The sequence below is a fragment of the Neochlamydia sp. EPS4 genome (genome assembly GCF_000813665.1).
Classification (GTDB): domain Bacteria; phylum Chlamydiota; class Chlamydiia; order Chlamydiales; family Parachlamydiaceae; genus Neochlamydia.
The window spans coordinates 1-17,193 of record NZ_JSDQ01000099.1 but is presented as its reverse complement, the minus strand read 5'-3'; the positions used below and the strand labels follow the sequence as shown (position 1 = coordinate 17,193).

Annotated in this window: 11 protein-coding genes; 2 read left to right on the top strand and 9 right to left on the bottom strand. The window is 36.4% G+C overall.

Annotated elements, in window-relative coordinates; all coding sequences use genetic code 11:
• Positions 1-6 precede the first annotated feature (6 nt).
• From DB42_RS09780 to DB42_RS09760, 4 genes are all read right to left on the bottom strand, one after another.
• Positions 7-495, bottom strand: coding sequence for a methylated-DNA--[protein]-cysteine S-methyltransferase (locus tag DB42_RS09780; protein WP_044882801.1), 489 nt, complete (start codon positions 493-495; stop codon positions 7-9).
• 28 nt (positions 496-523) lie between these two features.
• The gene (locus DB42_RS09775; protein WP_044882800.1) at positions 524-1,939 is read right to left on the bottom strand and encodes a DNA-3-methyladenine glycosylase 2 family protein; all 1,416 of its coding nucleotides are present in this window, start codon (positions 1,937-1,939) and stop codon (positions 524-526) included.
• Positions 1,940-2,476: 537 nt separating this feature from the next.
• Entirely contained in the window at positions 2,477-3,604 is a 1,128-nt protein-coding gene (locus tag DB42_RS09770; protein ID WP_044882799.1) for a DHH family phosphoesterase, read from the bottom strand.
• Positions 3,605-4,414: 810 nt separating this feature from the next.
• Positions 4,415-6,586: a copper-translocating P-type ATPase gene (locus DB42_RS09760; protein WP_052436117.1), complete on the bottom strand. Its 2,172-nt coding sequence runs from the start codon at positions 6,584-6,586 to the stop codon at positions 4,415-4,417.
• A gap of 916 nt (positions 6,587-7,502) precedes the next feature.
• Between DB42_RS09760 and map the strand changes: the two genes are divergently transcribed.
• The gene (map, locus tag DB42_RS09750) at positions 7,503-8,396 is read left to right on the top strand and encodes a type II methionyl aminopeptidase (protein ID WP_044882796.1); all 894 of its coding nucleotides are present in this window, start codon (positions 7,503-7,505) and stop codon (positions 8,394-8,396) included.
• 397 nt (positions 8,397-8,793) lie between these two features.
• Positions 8,794-9,738, top strand: coding sequence for a YheT family hydrolase (locus DB42_RS09745; RefSeq protein ID WP_044882795.1), 945 nt, complete (start codon positions 8,794-8,796; stop codon positions 9,736-9,738).
• 379 nt (positions 9,739-10,117) lie between these two features.
• Here the strand turns inward: DB42_RS09745 and DB42_RS09740 are convergent, their stop codons facing one another.
• From DB42_RS09740 to DB42_RS11450, 5 genes are all read right to left on the bottom strand, one after another.
• Positions 10,118-10,675 carry a peptidylprolyl isomerase gene (locus DB42_RS09740; RefSeq protein WP_304413224.1) on the bottom strand — a complete coding sequence of 186 codons (558 nt, stop codon included), beginning with the start codon at positions 10,673-10,675 and terminating at the stop codon, positions 10,118-10,120.
• A gap of 580 nt (positions 10,676-11,255) precedes the next feature.
• On the bottom strand, positions 11,256-11,735 hold the full coding sequence (locus DB42_RS09735; RefSeq protein ID WP_044882794.1) for a hypothetical protein: 480 nt from the start codon (positions 11,733-11,735) through the stop codon (positions 11,256-11,258).
• 796 nt (positions 11,736-12,531) lie between these two features.
• Positions 12,532-13,071, bottom strand: a complete 540-nt coding sequence (locus DB42_RS10660; protein WP_052436116.1) for a leucine-rich repeat domain-containing protein — start codon at positions 13,069-13,071, stop codon at positions 12,532-12,534.
• A gap of 274 nt (positions 13,072-13,345) precedes the next feature.
• Complete coding sequence (locus DB42_RS09725; protein WP_044882793.1) at positions 13,346-16,855, bottom strand: DEAD/DEAH box helicase; 3,510 nt, start codon at positions 16,853-16,855, stop codon at positions 13,346-13,348.
• Positions 16,856-16,940: 85 nt separating this feature from the next.
• Positions 16,941-17,193 (bottom strand): hypothetical protein (locus DB42_RS11450; RefSeq protein ID WP_044882792.1); only part of this gene is annotated, 253 nt, incomplete at its 5' end.

The following is a 17,193-nucleotide window of genomic DNA, read 5'->3' as shown; positions in this document are numbered from 1 at the left end:
ATTTTTTTAAAAAACAGGAAAATCTTCAATCTTTAAAAGCGTTCTTTTAGCTTCTAATCCTCCAGCAAATCCTGTTAGTTTCCCATTCGTTCCAATCACCCGATGGCAAGGAATAACAATTGATAGTGGATTCCTTCCTATGGCTGCTCCTAAGGCACGTACTGCGCGAGGATGATTTATTTCTTTTGCAAGCTGTCCATAACTGAGAGTAGTGCCATAAGGAATATGCTTTAAAGCCTCCCAGACTTTGCTTTGGAAAGGTGTTCCGTGGTGTTTCAAAGGAAGCTCAAAGGATTTTCGCTTTTTATTGAAATATTCTAAAAGTTGCTTTTCAGCTTCTACAAGAAGAGGATGATAGGCATCTTCGATTAGTTCATTAAGCTTAACACGGTTGAGCTTTTCATGCTCCCATAAGATAGCTATAAGGACATGGTTTTGAGCTACCAGCTTTAGTTTTCCTACGATTGAATCCATGTATTTATAAAAAATTTTCATCTAATAAAGCTCCTTTTTAAGATAAATGTTAAAAATATTTTTTCCATAGGTAAACGGCAGCATATCCTCGCCAGGGTCGGATACAGCTTAAGTCCAAGGAAGGATTTGACCTTAATGCTTTTTTCAGAATTAAATCGGTAGCTGGGAAAGCATCAGTGTCTGCTAAAGCTCGTAGGCTAATGTATTCTGCCGTCCATGGCCCAATACCTTGAATACCAAGAAGGGATTTTTTAAATTCCTCAGGCGCTTGAGCTGGTGAGAGACTAATTTCTTGTTGAAGAATTTTCTGGCTTAGCATCCGAATGGCAGCTTTGCGTATTTGCGTTGTTTTAATCTCATGCAGAGAAGCTTTTGCTAAAATTTCGGGAAGGGGAAATAAATATCTTTCTTCTTGCGTTACGGGATGAAAAATTTTTTCTCCATAATATAAAACCAAATGGCCAATTAGTTGGGAGGCATATTTCATGGTAATGCCTTGCCCTAAAATTGCGCAGATGGCTGTTTCATAAGGATCCCAACCATTAGCCAGCCTTAAGCCAGGCCATTGTTTCCATAGCAAAGATAAAGGTAAATGAGAAGCAAATTGATTGGCTATTAAAAGAGGATCAGAATCAAGGTCGAACATTTTACGGACACGATTGGCTACCTCAAATAAAACTTTTGTATCATGGCAAGCAATCTGCAGCTTGAGATAAGGATAGCGGCTATCTGCTTCCACTGATAAAGTTCCTATTGAATCTCCAATCTTAAAAACTCGCTCGTAGCTGTTTTCGGAAATACTTTCTATATAAGGAATAAAATGGTTTTTAAAATGATTAATTAAATGCGGCCAATCTAAAGGAGGGTGATAAGTTAACTTTAAAATAATATTTTCGTGAGAGGAGTGAGAAAGATTTTTCTTTCGCATTGAAGAGGGAGGTTGCTTATAACATTTTTTAAAAGCATCATTAAAACGCCTTAAAGAGGAAAATCCAGCCTCTAACGCTATACGAGTTATAGAAAGCTTAGTCTCTGCAAGAAGCTTTAAAGCAAAATTTAAACGGTTATTATCCCAAATTTTTTGAGGAGTTAAGCCGACCTCTTCTCGAAATAACCGACGTAAATGCCTAGCGCTTAAGCCAAACTGTTCAGCAAAATAATCTTCTCCTTTATCTCCCATCCCCTGGTTTGTAAGTACTCTAAGGACACGCGACACTACTGCCGATTTGCCTGAATAGGCGGAGGAAGGGGTCGAAGATGGGGGATGGCATCGTAAGCAGGGTCTATAGCCTGCCTTCTCAGCAGATAAAGCCTCAAGAAAAAATTCAACATTTTGACGCTTTGGCCTAGCTGGACAGATAGGACGGCAATAAATTTTAGTGGTTTTTACTCCTACATAAAATTTGCCATCAAAGCGAGAATCTCGGGATAGAAAAGCTTTATAAAAAATATCTTCTTCATTCATAACCATGGCCTATTTCTCTCTAATATAGAAAGAGTTTAATTAGAATGCTCGCCATTTTCGGCCGAGATCCTAAAATATCCATGAATTACCTACAGAGTAAAGGTGTATGTTTAACATTAAGAGAAGAATAATGATTAAATAATTCTAAAGAAAAATTAGACGGAGGGGAAAGTCTAGGAAACATGATTGGAACAATGATCAAGTGAGAGATTCATCTAAAAATACGCTTGCTTAAGCCATTCCTTGCCTCTTCATTGTTTACAAAAAAGTTTCATTACTACTATGCACGGCTTTTTTAGCTTATCCCAAGCTTGCTCTTTAGCTCTTAACCGAAGCGAATGCTAGCTAGGCGCCTAAGTTCAGGTTAAAAGATTATGGGGAGACCTGGCGTTTGAGCCCATCAATAGGTTTTTAAAGGGTGAATAAGGGGCTTATATTTGAATTATTTTTCTCTTTTATAGATTTTATGGCATTTGGCTTGTTGCCAAAGAGGTTAAATAGGTAAAAAGCGTTGTATTTTAAAGAATTTTTTTTACTTTACCAGGATAGATTAGCTAAATTTTTCAAAAAATGAAAATAAGGTTGTAAATGCTTTCTAGCTATAAAACTTTCTATTTCATAATATGCCAAGCATTGATGCCTTAAAGAGCTTGGCATGAGTAGCTTCTTTAGTATCACGTCTTTTTCTACATAAAATTTAAAAGATTCTAAAATTAAGGGGGAAGGGGTATAGACGATTATTCTACGCTTCGGGCCTATGGGATTTATGGGAGACATAAATAGGATCAGTAGCGATAGTTTTTTTTCCTGAACATATGTATTTAGCAAAGGAAGCAAGCTTTGCCTCTCTTGTTGCCACCAATCGACTCCTTGCGGAAGAGAAGAAATTCCATAGAAAAAATTGCCGGCTAGATAGCTTTTGAAATCCTTATTAAGAAGCTGTAGGGGAGATAGTAGGGAGATATTATTCTTTTCTACCTGGAGGATGTCATAAAAATTAGAAGGAAGGGCGCCAGCAGCCACCTGGAGTAGCTTTTCAGCTATTTTAATATCTCGCCAGGTAGTCTTATCTATAGATTTTAAATTATGGGTGTCTACTAATATAGGTGCCAATAGCAAGGTAGCTATTTTAGGCGTAATATTAATGGTAGGATGAGCGAACAGTTTTTCTGCAATTAAAGTGGCTGTAGAACCCACAGGTTCTATTAGCAAGCTGGCAGGCGAGAGAAGGGGATAATTTATTGGCTCAGGAAAATGATGATCGATAATGCTTTCTACTGCCGCAGAAAAAATCTGTTGGTCTATTCTTAAAATATGATGATCGACCAGATTTAAACGTAATTGCCTTCGAGAAAAGAGATAACTGAAAGGAGCCTCTTCTAAAAAAAGAAGATGATTAGTAGAAATTTTTGCTAGCTGAAGCAAATAGAGAAGGTCTTTGTGAGTATTTAACTCTTCCCTTTTGATGTTGATAAGAGGAAGGTAGAGCTCTTGTCTAGAATGATTTTCATATAATAAATAAGCATACATTAGGGAAGAGATAACGGAATCTAAATCAGCGGATTCATTCCCTAATACATAATGAATTACCGTTAAGTTATCTGGTAAGCTAAGGCATTTGAAATATTCATTCAGGGAAGTTTTTAGAAATACTGAAAAAGACATGTTTGGAAGTATTAATAGAAGCAAATAAATCGATCTTAACTCTCCCCCGCATATTAAGCAAGTTTTGTGGGCATTTTTTAGCCAAAAATATTAGCAATCATTCATATGAAAAAAGTAAAAAAAAAATTCTAAGTGTTGCGAGCCTAAAAGAGCAAGAGCTATTCATTCAAATAGCCCTAGATTGATGGCTAGCTGGTATAAAATGGATAGCTCGCCTCTTACATAATCATACGTATAAAGCCGATCATTTAGCACGTAGAATCTTTACAATTCTGCTGGATCTTGGATGTTTTAACGCTTCTATGCCATGCATTTATTACGTTCCCTATAATTGCTTACAATGCTGAGCACGAGAAAAATACTAATCTTTAGAAGTTTAGAATAAGGCTAATTCAGCTCTTAAGTCCTGTTCAACTGTATATCAGCTGCAGAGAAGAGAAAGCGTAAAAAAAATGGAGATGGCTTAATTAAAAAGAGGTACCTTATCCACCCAGGAAATTTAATCTTATAGTAGTAGTTTAGGGATTCAAAAGATCTAAAAATTTAGCTAGCCATCTAGCTTACGCCTAACGTGCTGACTGATAAATGCGCAAGATAAGAGAAGAGATAAATATTTTAATAGACCCGTCTTATTTTAGCTGCTTTACAAGGTAGTTGCTTTATAGGCTTTGAATGGTACTAAAACACGAACGGCACAAAGTAGGTAGCCTTGTGCATTGGTTGCTGGCCCAGTTACATTGTCTTAAATAAACGCTTAATCGCTTTTTGCTTAGCAATTTTTTTTAAAGGTTGGTTTCTCTTTCTTCAGTATTAACACTTTCTTAGCCTTAATGCATTCACGATCACTGACACAGAGCTAAACGCCATGATTGCACTGGCAATCATGGGATTTAAAAGCAATCCTATCCAAGGATACAGAATGCCGGCTGCTATAGAAACACCTACAATATTGTAGATAAAAGCAAAAAATAAATTTTGCCGAATATTGCGCATGGTAGCTCGACTTAACTTAATGGCTCGTACGATACCCATTAAGTCATCTTTTACTAAAGTAATTGCGGCACTTTCTTTAGCAATGTCTGTGCCTGTCCCCATAGCAATGCCTACATGGGCTGCAGCCAGGGCGGGTGCATCGTTGATTCCGTCACCAGCCATGGCAACAATATGCCTATTTTGTATGGCGTTCTGAATAAAGATGCTTTTACCTTGAGGAGTGATTTCCGCATAAGTCTCATCCATATGCGTAGCTAAAGCAACTGCTTGGGCTGTCTGCGTATTATCTCCAGTCAGCATAATAACTTTCAAACCTAGCGAATGGAGTTCACGAATAGCTTGAGTAGAAGTGGGTTTTAGAGCATCAGCTACCGCAATAAAGCCTATAATATTTCCCTCGACAGCAACAAACAGCACTGTTTGCGCTTGTGCTTGCGCTGCTTGAGAGGCTCTTAGTAATTCTTCCTGGCTGTGCACCTGCATTCTTTGCATTAAATTTTGGGTGCCAATTAATACTTCTCTATGATCAACTATTCCTGCAACGCCTTCACTAGTCATAGATTTAAATTTTACGCTTGGCAAAAGATTTAAAGATCGTCGTTGAGCTTCATTCACAATGGCTTGAGCTAAGGGATGCTCACTGTTTTTTTCTACAGAAGCTGCATATGTCAAAAGTTCATTTTCTTGCCAGCCATGCATGGCGGTGATTTGCAAGATACTAGGTTTTCCTTGGGTGACAGTACCGGTTTTATCTACCATTAAAGTGTCAACTTTTTCTAAAAGTTGTAAGGCTTCTGCATTTTTTATGAGAATGCCTGTTTGGGCGCCTCTACCTATTCCCATCATAATTGACATAGGAGTAGCTAATCCTAAGGCACAGGGACATGCAATGATTAATACTGCCAGCGCATTAATGAAGGCAAAAACAAAGCTTGGCTCAGGTCCTTTCCATACCCATATCATAAATGTTAGAATGGCTACTCCTATCACCGCGGGGACAAAATATTTGGCAATTAAATCGGCAAGTTTTTGAATAGGAGCTTTGCTTCTTTGAGCTTGGGATACCATCTGGATGATATGTGCCAGCAGAGTGTGATTGCCCACACGCGTGGCTTGCATAAGAAAGCTACCCGCTTGATTGACAGTACCGCCTGTGATCTGATCCTTAGCTTCTTTTTCAACAGCAAGGGATTCACCAGTTAGCATTGACTCATCGATAAAACTTGTCCCTTCGATAATAAAGCCATCCACAGGAATTTTCTCACCGGGCTTTACTTTTAAAATATCGCCTTCTTTCAGTTGATCTAAAGGTGTTTCTTGTTCTTGGCCATTTTTCATTACATGGGCGCTTTTAGCTGTTTGATTTATTAAAGAGCGCATCGCGTGGTTGGTGTGTGCTTTAGCTTTAAGCTCTAACAGTTGCCCAAGGAGAACAAGCACAGTGATAACTGCTGCAGCTTCAAAATAAACAAACAGCTGCCCATTTTCTTTAAAAGTTGCAGGAAAAATGTGAGGAAAGATCACAGCAGTGGTACTATATAAATAGGCGCTTCCTATTCCAAGGGCAATTAAAGAAAACATGTTTAGAGAACGATTGACTATAGATAGCCATGCCCTTTCAAAAAAGGGCCATCCTGCCCAAAGGACAACAGGCGTGGCAAGAATAAGTTGAATCCATTGAGATGTTGTTTGTAAAGATGGAATTAAAGCATCCAAGGTAGGGTGCATTTTGCTCATAGCCAAAAAGAAAAGAGGGAGAGTTAGAATAAATGCTACTCTAAACCTCTGCCACGTCTCAACATATTCTGAATCATCTATTTCTAAGGAAGGATGGTTAATTTCTAAAGGCATACCACAAAGGGAGCAATAACCGCGATGATTTTGCTGAATCTCTGGATGCATGGGACAGCTATAACCTCCTCCTGAAAAGGTAGCTTTTGAAGCAACAGGCTTTTTACTTGCATGACAAGGGGGGAGAGAAATATTCATACAGATCCTTGATACTCGAAATTTACCCTTCCAATCACAGAATTTAGAGCTAAGAGTTTTGGGAGCCTTATCATTGCTTAATCCCTTGTAAAGTCTTTTTGTTTAAACCATTGGTTAAAAATTTGTCTATTAAAAAGTTAGGCTTTCTTAGGTTTTTGCTATAAAGTGTAGGAATGTCATTATGATCGTCCTGATTTATTAAAATTAACAAAATCTTTTAAGAAAGCTTAATTTAAGAGGCCTTGCTGCTAAAGCAAACTTACCTTAGCTTATCTTTCAACAGAGTCACTTTATTTTATTAGAAGCTCTTTCCTTTTCTTTTTCTAAAGTTTTTTTTAGCCGCTTTCTTATAGAGGTGTTTTATCAGAATTCTTGCAAGATAGATAGAGAGCGAAAAAAATGAAAAGATAGATAAGCCAATATAGATACAGCTGGCCGTGTGGTTATAAAGGAAAGTGAATACTTTTCTTAAACTTTGACCTTTTAGGTTCCATCCCAAAAAAGTGATAAAAATAAAATAAAAGCCAAAAAAAATGATTCCTAATCCTAAAGTCATCCATATTTTTTTGTCGAATTCATGGCATAAGCGAGGGATGGGGCTGCCCCATTGCTTAATAATATAGACACCTAAAAGAAAGTTTAAAGATAAAAATCCTAAGAAAAAAAGTAAAAACAAGAGTTGTACAGTGGTGTAATGCATGAATAATAAATTTCTAAAAAGTTTAGGACCTTGTTAAAAGCCTGCTAATGAAGAATGTGCTTAGCTTATTTAAATGATTGGATTTCTTCCACCTTAAACTTACAAAAAAATTAGCTTATGCAGCTTTAACAAGCTAACTCTTAAGAGAATAAAGGTTAAAGTAGATTTAATGCGCTAGATTGAATAGAATACTTTCGCAAAATAAGGAAGTGAAGAATGAATGAAAAATATAAGCAAGATTTTATTCAAGCTGGAAGGATGGCCCATCAAGTACGTGCTTTTGGTAAAGCATTAATTAAAGCGGGAGCTTCATATAATGAGGTTATCACTAAAATTAAGGAGAAAATATTTTCATTAGGAGCAATTCCTGCTTTTCCTCCTCAAATAGCTTTAGATAATGTGGCTGCGCATTTTTTACCTCAACCCGATGAAGATATTATTTTTTCCCAAGAAGTGATCAAATTGGATGTAGGAATATGTTATCAGGGCGCTATTGGTGATTGTGCGGTCACAGTAGACCTATCGGGCAAATATCAAGCTCTAATTGATGCTGTTGAAAATGCTTTATTAAGTGCTGAACAATCTATCCACGTGGGCCTACCTATTAAAGAAATTGGTAGAATTATTGAAGAAAAAATTTCCTCGTATGGATTTAAACCTGTAAAAAACCTTGCAGGCCATGGGTTAGGAATTTATAAGGTACATATGGCTCCCTTAATTCCTAACTATTGCGACAATTCTACAGCTATCGTAAAGCCTGGCATGACCTTTGCCATTGAACCTTTTGCTACCGATGGAAAAGGTCTTATTTATGAAGCGGGGAGCCCTACAATCTTTTCTTTTGTGCGTGCCCGGCCTATTCCATTATCGGTTCCTCGGTCTTTGATTGCAAAAATTAAAAGTTTTAGTGGCCTTCCTTTTTGTATGCATGATCTTATCGAAGCAGAGCTTGAACTTCCTGAAATTAGGCGTCATATGGCAGAGCTACTTAAAGCAGGGGTAATTGTAGGTTATGCTCCCTTAGTAGAAGAAGGGCAAGGCATAGTGGCACAAGCTGAAAATTCTGTATTAGTAGATAAAACGGGAAAAGTTTTTATAACCACACGTTAAGCAAAAACTTAAAGAATCAAAATAGATAATCACCTTAAGCTACTGCCTTTTTGTTAAGATCTTCTAAAAGCTGTCAATAAAAAGTACAAGCCGGTGAAAAAGAAGATAGGCGAATGGTGTTCTTCAAAGCAAGGAGAGGGATGAAAGAGGAAAGCCTCTTCTTACAAAGCCAGTAGAGGTTTAGCTTATTTGCCACGCATGAGGTAGAAAAATTTGAGGGATTAGTATCTTTGGCTAAGCTTTCTTCTATCCATCATAAAGGCTGCAGCTCATGATCAAGAAAATAATAGCCTATCTAGGAAGCTTCAAAATTAAGTTGTGTAAAAATTAACTTTAAAAGTTGCAGGGATCAGTCCTTTTTTGTGATAATCAAAGGCAAACCTTATAAAGGCATCCCTTGCTCAACAAATTAAATTTTCAGCCTCTTTTTGGATTGAGCTCTCCTCATGTCCAAACCACTTTACCCACCTTTCTAGTCAATGGTAAAGCACCGCCCTCCTATGAAATTTTAGTTTCATTAGAAGATGGTGATCAATTGTCCTGCTATCTTTCTAACCCTTATCCAGGAAAACCTCCTACCAAAATTGTAGTGATGGTTCATGGCCTGGGAGGAAGCCATCAATCAGGTTATCTTTTACGGCTATCACGAAAGATCTATCAAGCGGGCCACTGTGCAGTGCGTGTTAATCTTCGTAGTGGGGGAGTAAGTAAAGCCAAACGTCCTTATCATGGAGGTACAAGCCAGGATATCTTAAGTGTTTTAAAATTGCTTAAAACTCGTTTTCCTACCTCTTCGCTTGTTTTAGTAGGCTTTTCTCTTGGCGGAAATATAGTTCTTAAATTAGCAGGTGAGCTAGGAGAAGAGGCGGTACAATATATGGATCATCTCATAGCGGTGTGCCCTCCTGTAGATTTACATCATGCTGTTCAATATATCGAAAAAGAAGCCTACTGGATTTACCATAAGTACTATTTAGCCCGTGTGTTAAAGCAGAGTCAAAAATGGCTAAAAGATCTTTCTATTCAATCGATGTATGAGTTTGATGATAAAGTGACCGCTCCCTTATGGGGATTTAAGGACGCCATCGACTATTATCAACATTGTAGCTCGATTAAATTTATTCATTCTATTGCGATCTCTACTTATATCTTATTTGCAGAAGACGATCCATTTATTGATTGCTACAGGATAGACTACAATCATATTCCCGCGAATGTAAATGTTTATATGACCACGTATGGTGGACACATGGGGTTTCTCGGCTGGACAGGCAAGGAACATGGCTGCCATTGGATGGATAAAACGCTTATGGATTGGATTTTCTCCTCTTCCTCCTATTAGGAGATTGTACGTTTTAAAGAAACCCCGTCTACATATCCAACCCTCTGAAAGCTGTCTTTTTACTTAACACAAGGGGTTTTATAAAGTACGGGGTTGTATAAGAAGTAGCTCAAAAAGGCATGACCCTAACTTTATAATTAAATTTGAATTATTTAAGTGTTTACTTAGAATTCCTGAGTTAACTATTGAGAGTGCCCGCTCCTCTACCTTGTAGAGAAGACAGATTGTAGAAGATTAAAAGACTTAAAAAGAGTGGAAGGAGAAGCAGACCTTTAAAGATAGAAAAAGAGGCTATAACAAAAAGCAATTCAACAGTTTATAAAGCAATACTAACGAGAGGATACAAATAAAAATATATCTATATCCTCTCAATCAAATATTACCTTTTAAGGGAAATTTTAATAATTTTTTGCGCTACTAGAGGACGGTTTTGTGCATCAGTCTGTGCTCCCTCTATTTTTTGGACGATCTCATAACCTTTAGTGACTTCCCCAAAAATGGTGTGCTTTTGATCCAACCATGGGGTTTTAGCGGTGGTAATAAAAAATTGACTTCCATTGGTATGAGGACCTCTATTAGCCATGGCTAAGATACCAGGATGATCAAAATGGCGGTCTGGATGAAATTCATCGGCAAAAGGCTTGCCCCAGATGGATTGGCCACCTGTACCGTTACCTTCTGGGTCACCTCCTTGAATCATAAAACCCTTAATTACTCGGTGAAAAGAAGTCCCGTTATAATAACTCTCTTTAGCATGAGTTAAAAAGTTTTCCACGGCTTTAGGCGCAAGGTCAGGAAAGAGTGTCACCTCAAAATTGCCTTGAGTAGTTTCAAAGACGACTACCGGATGTTTAGAATGATAAGATTCCCCATAAATAGCTAGATGAGCAAACAGCTGAAAAAATGCTAAACTTAAAAATAACATCCATTTTTGCATGGTATACCTCTTGTTAATCAAAGGGTTTAGGATAGTAAAAAATTAACATAGGTAGTAAAAACAGTCAACCATTTGCCCATTAAAGAAATCTTAATCTTTGAATAACATACAATTTATATGGCAATGCTTAACAAGTATGTAGAGAGCAAATTCAATTTCTAACTCAAACTTTCGATAAAGATGCTAGTTTCTTTAAGAATGCTTGAAACCCTTTAAAACCTTCTTCTACTAATTCAATAGAGTTATCCTCAATACAAGTTCTTAGGTTGTCATTCAGTATATTTATCCAGGCCAGCCTGAATGAATTTTGCTAAGCTACTTTTTACGACAAAAATAAATTTTTTATTTTCCACCCATTCTTTAACAGCCTGATTAATTGTTGCTACTTCTTCATCAAAAAAAAGCTTGTGGCAGTGTCTAACACAAAAATTAAAGGAGATTTATTTTCGGAAGAACGATTTGTTAAAGCACTATTAATTAGATTTATTACTTTGATTTTTTTGACTTCATCAAGAGTGGATATCATTAGGGTACAAATTAGAATAAATGGCGATTGCTTGGCAGAGCTTATCAGGAGAATTCAAAGCGCCTTGAAAGCGTATAAAAGGTGAATTAAACACTTTTTAATAAATTTATCAAATTTTCTTTCTTCTTCTCTCAATTCATAGTAACACCCTTCTATAAAAATGGCTTCTTTCTTATCACAAGACTTAAATAAGGAAAGTATAGCTTTTGTGATAGCTATAAAACAACGCATGCCTGAAGTATATGCATAACGATCAGTAGTAAACAATTTTATCTTTTCCAAGGCTTCATAGATATCTCGTTTTATATCCATTAAGACCATCAAATATTCTATTTTCTCAAAGATTAAGCTAAATACCTGCTGAGCTTCTTGAAATTTCTGCTGGGGAGGTAGGGAATATAAAGCTCCCTCTTTATGTGATAAGCTATAAATTTTTTCCAATTTCTTAAAGATTTTATTTAGAGCTTGAGCATAGCAAGCCAAAGGCACAGGATTTTCTTTCCATTTGCTTAACTCATGAAAATGTTCAAGCATGAATCTTATCAACTTATTAAGAATAGGAGGGTACAATTAGAAATTTCTGAAGAGGTGGAGACGTCTGTTTCTAGTACTTCATTTATTATGGCATATTTTTCCTCAATATCTTCCAATTTAGCAGCGTAATTAGAAGATCAGGAAGGTAAAATAGAGGGAAAAGGAAAATATTTTTCTATTTCTGCTAATAACAGTTTTAAGGTCCCTCTTCCCTCTCCTCTTTTTGGCGAGAAAACCGCACAAAAGCTTAGTAGCAAAGGAGCATGCTTTTTCATTATGCCTAAAAAACTTGAAACTCACGTTACTAAAGGCTTACTGCCAAAACAATGTAAAATTTTATGAGACATCTAAAGTTAAGGAAATGGATTAAAGTTCATGTAAGCTTAAAGGCCATTATTTAGAAGATTTTTGCTATGGTAATCTATAGGCTATAAGGAATGAGATAGTAAAACGGCCAAACCTTGGCTAGATCAATCTGTTAAGCCCATTAGAAAGGTATAAGCAAGGTAGCTTTAAAGATAAAGCCTAAGAAAAGAACATTAGAGTTGAGTTATAGCAAACCAGCATAAAAGAAATTTTTTTGTATAAACAACAATCTGAAAGCCAAGGAGAGAGGAATGAAAGAACTCCTTTCAAAATATAGAAGATCAACTGGTGGGGGGCCAAGAGAGCTGTCTACCAATTTTTAGCAGCCCAATAAAAACAATTTTACCCCTACCTTGAAAAAGCTAAAACTCCTTTAATATGATTTATAGCCCTTAATCGTTTTTTTATGCTTTATTAAGGGCTTACTTGGTCAAGTAAATGCTACGGTGGCAGGATAGCTTTCGATAATATTTTTGCAACTATAGGGGATTTCTTTAATTTTTGTCCTATAAAGAGAGATACTTCTAAGATTATTCATCTCTTGATTAATAACATAGTCTGGTAGACTTTCGATAGGGTTTCCATTTAAAATTAGGCTGCGGAGCTTGGTAAGTTTTTTAATTTCTTTTCCTTCTGGAAAAGTTTTTAACTTGTTAGAACATAAGTCTAAGATGGTCAAATTTTTAAGTAAAGATAACCCTTCTGGTATAGCTTCCAAATCCTTACCACAAATTTTTAACGCCTTAATCTTTTCTAGATCTTTTAGAGCTTCCTCGGGATTAGAGTAATGAGCCTTTACCAATTTTCTTGCTTCCCGATCTCCGTTTTCGAAAATAAGTTTGCACCATTTTGAAGCTTCCTTATCAATCTCAGAGGGGGGTGTTTTTTCCTCTACTTTTATTATATGTCCCTCGTCACCATGATAGCCATGAGATCCAGAAAAATGAAGGCTGTTAGCTATTATACCCATAAAGCGCTCCTTTTATAGGAAGGTTTTTATTTCATGATATCATTTTTATTTTTATTATTAGCAACTTAACGAATTTTTTTCTTTTGTAAAAAATTTAACAAGTGATGGCACGCTTGCTGACCTTAGCTTAATTGCCCGTTAATCAAGTTGATCTTTTAATCAAAAATATGAAAACCTCAGGCCGTATAGGATGCCTCCAGAACACCTTTACCTCCAGTTTCTTTATTGTTTTTTTCATGCAGTAGAATTGAACAGACACTTATTAAATTACTTTTCAAGGGGCTATATTTTTTAAATTAACTTTGGCAAGTTCGCGAATGTACTCAATAAAAAACAAGCCTGAAGAGTCCTGATATTTTTTCCATAAAGCCATATGATGTTCAAACAACTCTTTAATTTCCTCTTTTAACAAAGCAAGTCTGTCATTTCTAATGCAGGAAATCTGCTTATTAAGAGCATTGAAAACTTCTTCATTTTTATCTTCTTTTTCGATCTTTATAAGCCAATCCACTTCCTCTTGAGCGCTAATCATCTCTTGGATCTTTAATTGATTGGACATTTCTGAAAACTTTTTATAAACTTTTACTGACCATGTATGAAGGATTTGAGCTTGGATATGGGCCCCTATTTGTTTAAGAAGGTTATTCCACTGTCCTTGTTCTGCGTGACCTATTTGAAGCAGTTTTAATATATCTTTTACTATCAGCTGATCGGTAGGGCTTAACGTATGAAAATCGGGGAGATGGTTTTTACTTATTTTTTGATTTTTTAAAGTATCGGCCCATTTTTCTAAAATTCGTTCATTATTACAAAGAGCATTAAACGCGTGGAGAAAAGTAAAAAATTTTTGTACTAAGGTATAGCAATAGCGTTCAATCTCAGCTTGAAAGATTTGCTGATGCTTTAGAAAATTTGCTTCTCTCATTCGTTGATAGTGAAGGTAATGCTCAATGAATTCATCCCGCCGGACTTCTATTTCCTGCATATACTTCACCAAATGGGGGAGGTTTTCTAAAGAAATGATGATTTCTGATGACCCCTGTTGGCCTTGGCGGCCCGCTCTTCCGCGTGCTTGATATTCCACTCGGTCAGAGTTAGGGTAAAATGTTAATATCACATGCAGGCCCCCTCTTTCGAGGCTTTCGGGATCTAGTCTAATATCCGTGCCTCTGCCTGCATTATTAGTAGCAATGGTAAGGGCACCTGGTAGGCCAGCCACGGCTAAAATATCCTCTTCTTTTTCAGCTTGTATTTCATTAAGCATCCGATGGGAAATGCTATTTTTGGCTAACATTTCTCCAAGCACTTCGGAGGCATGAATAGTAGGGCATAAGACTAAAAGAGGGCGTTTTGTTTGTTTAAATTGTTGAATTTTCTCAATAATAGTTTGCAGATGAAGTTCGTTGGTATTTACAGCAACTAGAGGAAAATCTTTCCTTAGCACTGGCTTTTGTGTAGGAACATCAAAGGTTTCTACCAGATAAATTTTTCTTAATGTTTCTCTTTCTATTTGCGATCCAAGCGTGCCAGTAAGCCCATACAAGCAATTATACATTTCGTAAAATGCAGGGTGGGATAAAGAAATAGGAGTTATGGTTTCCTTTGCCGGGGAAATAGAATGTTTAATTTCCACAAATTCATGTAGGCCATGGCTCCAACGAGAATGCTTGTGTATGCGCCCTGTATTAACTGCATCGACGATTAAAATCTTTTTTTTATCTTCGCCGCTTTTAGCATCAACCACATAATCTATATTTTCCTGCAAAATGAAAAGGGCTTTAAAAGCGGATTTGAGCCAATTTTTTAATTGTCTATTGGCTAATTGATGAACTTGAGAACTAAATTTTCCATTTGAATATTCTTTTAAAAATTCTTTAAGTTGTTGGAGGGATTCATCCTTAAAAAGACCTTTAGTATAGTTTGCTTTTACAAATGCAAATATGGGCTTGTATACCCAACTAAAATGTATTTCAGCAGCATGTCCTAATCGTGCACTATTAGCTGCTGTATCGATCGTTAAATTATCTAGTTCATCAATGATTGCATAATTAAAACGTTTAAAAAGGTTAGGTTCGGAATGTTGAGGAAAGATTGGCTTAAAATAAAGCATTTCGCGCATCACAGCAAACTCAAAATCAGTGGCAGTTCCATATAGTATATTTGCTTTGAAGGAATTAGCTTCTGGCTCATTTTTGCAGATATGCGAGGAACTAATTGCAAAAATGTTAAAAAATTTGGCTGCTTGTAGCTGGTCACGCATGGCTAGGTTTTTTGAAGAAGAGATAACGTGAACGCTTTTATTCTGCATAGCTAATACAAAAGCAAGCAAGGTCACAATCAAGGACTTACCTTCGCCTGTCTTGACTTGAGCTATGCAACTTGTCTTATGCGCTAATAAACCTAGTACGGTCAGGGTTTGAATGCTATGAAGCTCTATTTGAAATTTTATCTTTAAAGCTAAGTGACCGATAGCCATAATCTTTAAAATATCGCTATAGTTTGGCTGAAGGTGAAGACGGATTTTATGTGCCAAACTAATTAATTCTTCCAACTGCAAATGTTTCCACTTGTGGCACAAACCTTGTATTAAGGAGAACTGCTTAGTAATAGTTTTTAAATGCACGTCAGGAAGGCAGAAGTGAACATGGCCATCATCTTTTTTAAATCTTTCAAGCACATTTTTTATATCTTTTTCTAGAATAGATGCATTCGTATGGGTAGTAGGTGCAAGCTGCTCTAGCTTTTCTAAGAACTGATCAGGGCTTAGCTGGCAGTTGGAGTAACAATCTAATAATTCAAAAGCATGTTCGGCTGTCTGTAGATCTTCCGCCAAAATATGCATAAGCTTGAGAATATGTATAATATGCTCTAGCCTAATGGAAAAGTGTACAAGCGTAGCCTCGTAGAAAATCTGCAGCGTTTCTTCTCCCCATTTTTTATAAATATGTTGGGCTTCTGCAAGTATCTCTTCTAGCTTTGCTAGACAAAGCTCTTTTTCTCCCCAAGAATCTTTTCTGCGGGATGCAAGGATAGTAATTTTAATGAGAGCAACTTTAGAGATCTCATTAAGCTTGGAATCCTTTTTTACCTTAGAAAAAAAGGATTTGTAGGTTTCTATCTCTACTTGATTTTTTTCTAAAGAAAAGTCTAGATAGCTAATAGCTGTTTGGATTAAATGAGGGAGGGAAAAGCTTTTTTCTAAAGCATTTAATAGATTTGCTGGAACTGTTTTAAGCAAGGGAGCCTGTGGAGGGTGCTCTTGCTTTTTAAATGGGGCTATTGAATTTATCTTTTCCAGATTGTTACGCTGGTTTTTCAATTTTAATCCAAGCTTTCTTATTGCTACCTCATAAGGAGAAAAGTGAGAGATCGAGGACAAAGGCGCAGTGGTTAATAAGGTAATTTGGTAAAAAGCCTCAATAGCTTCTAAAATTACAGGCAAGCTAAAATTCTCCTGCATGTCCACACAGGTGCCCAGAGCTTGCTCCCCCTTCATTGCAAAAATCTTAGTAAGCTTTTTCAATATCTCCCTTATATTATTTTTACCCTCAGTTATAATTACATATAAAATTTTTTCTGTAATCTCTCGGCAGCTTTTACTGGATTGGTTAAGAATGTCTAAAGAAAGCTTTGCTATTTTAATATCCACTTTTAAAGTAGAGCTTAATAAATTATATTTTATATGTCTTTTTAATGGAGAGTTGCATTCTTGAAGGATTTCATGGTGGAGAGGGGTTAAGTAATAATTAAAATCATAATGAGGAAAGTTGACGGCTGGCAACATAGAAATCCTTAATTTTTTCTGCAAAAAAAAGAGAGTTTAGGGAGGTAAAGTAATAACTTTTTTATTTCTTTCTAATTTCCAATATTTATGTTAGTAATAGAGGAAAAGTATTTTCTGCGCCTTGTGAAGCTTTTTCTGCTTCTAGCACATACTTTTCAAATAGGGTGTAAACTTCTTTAAAGCTTGTAATGAAATCTATGCGTTGATCTAATTCATACTCCAGGTCAAGTTTTTCTACCCCTAAAATATTTAATTGGTCCACAGGATCATTAAGATCAAGATCAATAGCAAGCCTCGTTCTGGGAGATCCTCTTTGATTTTTAATAAAAAGATGTTTG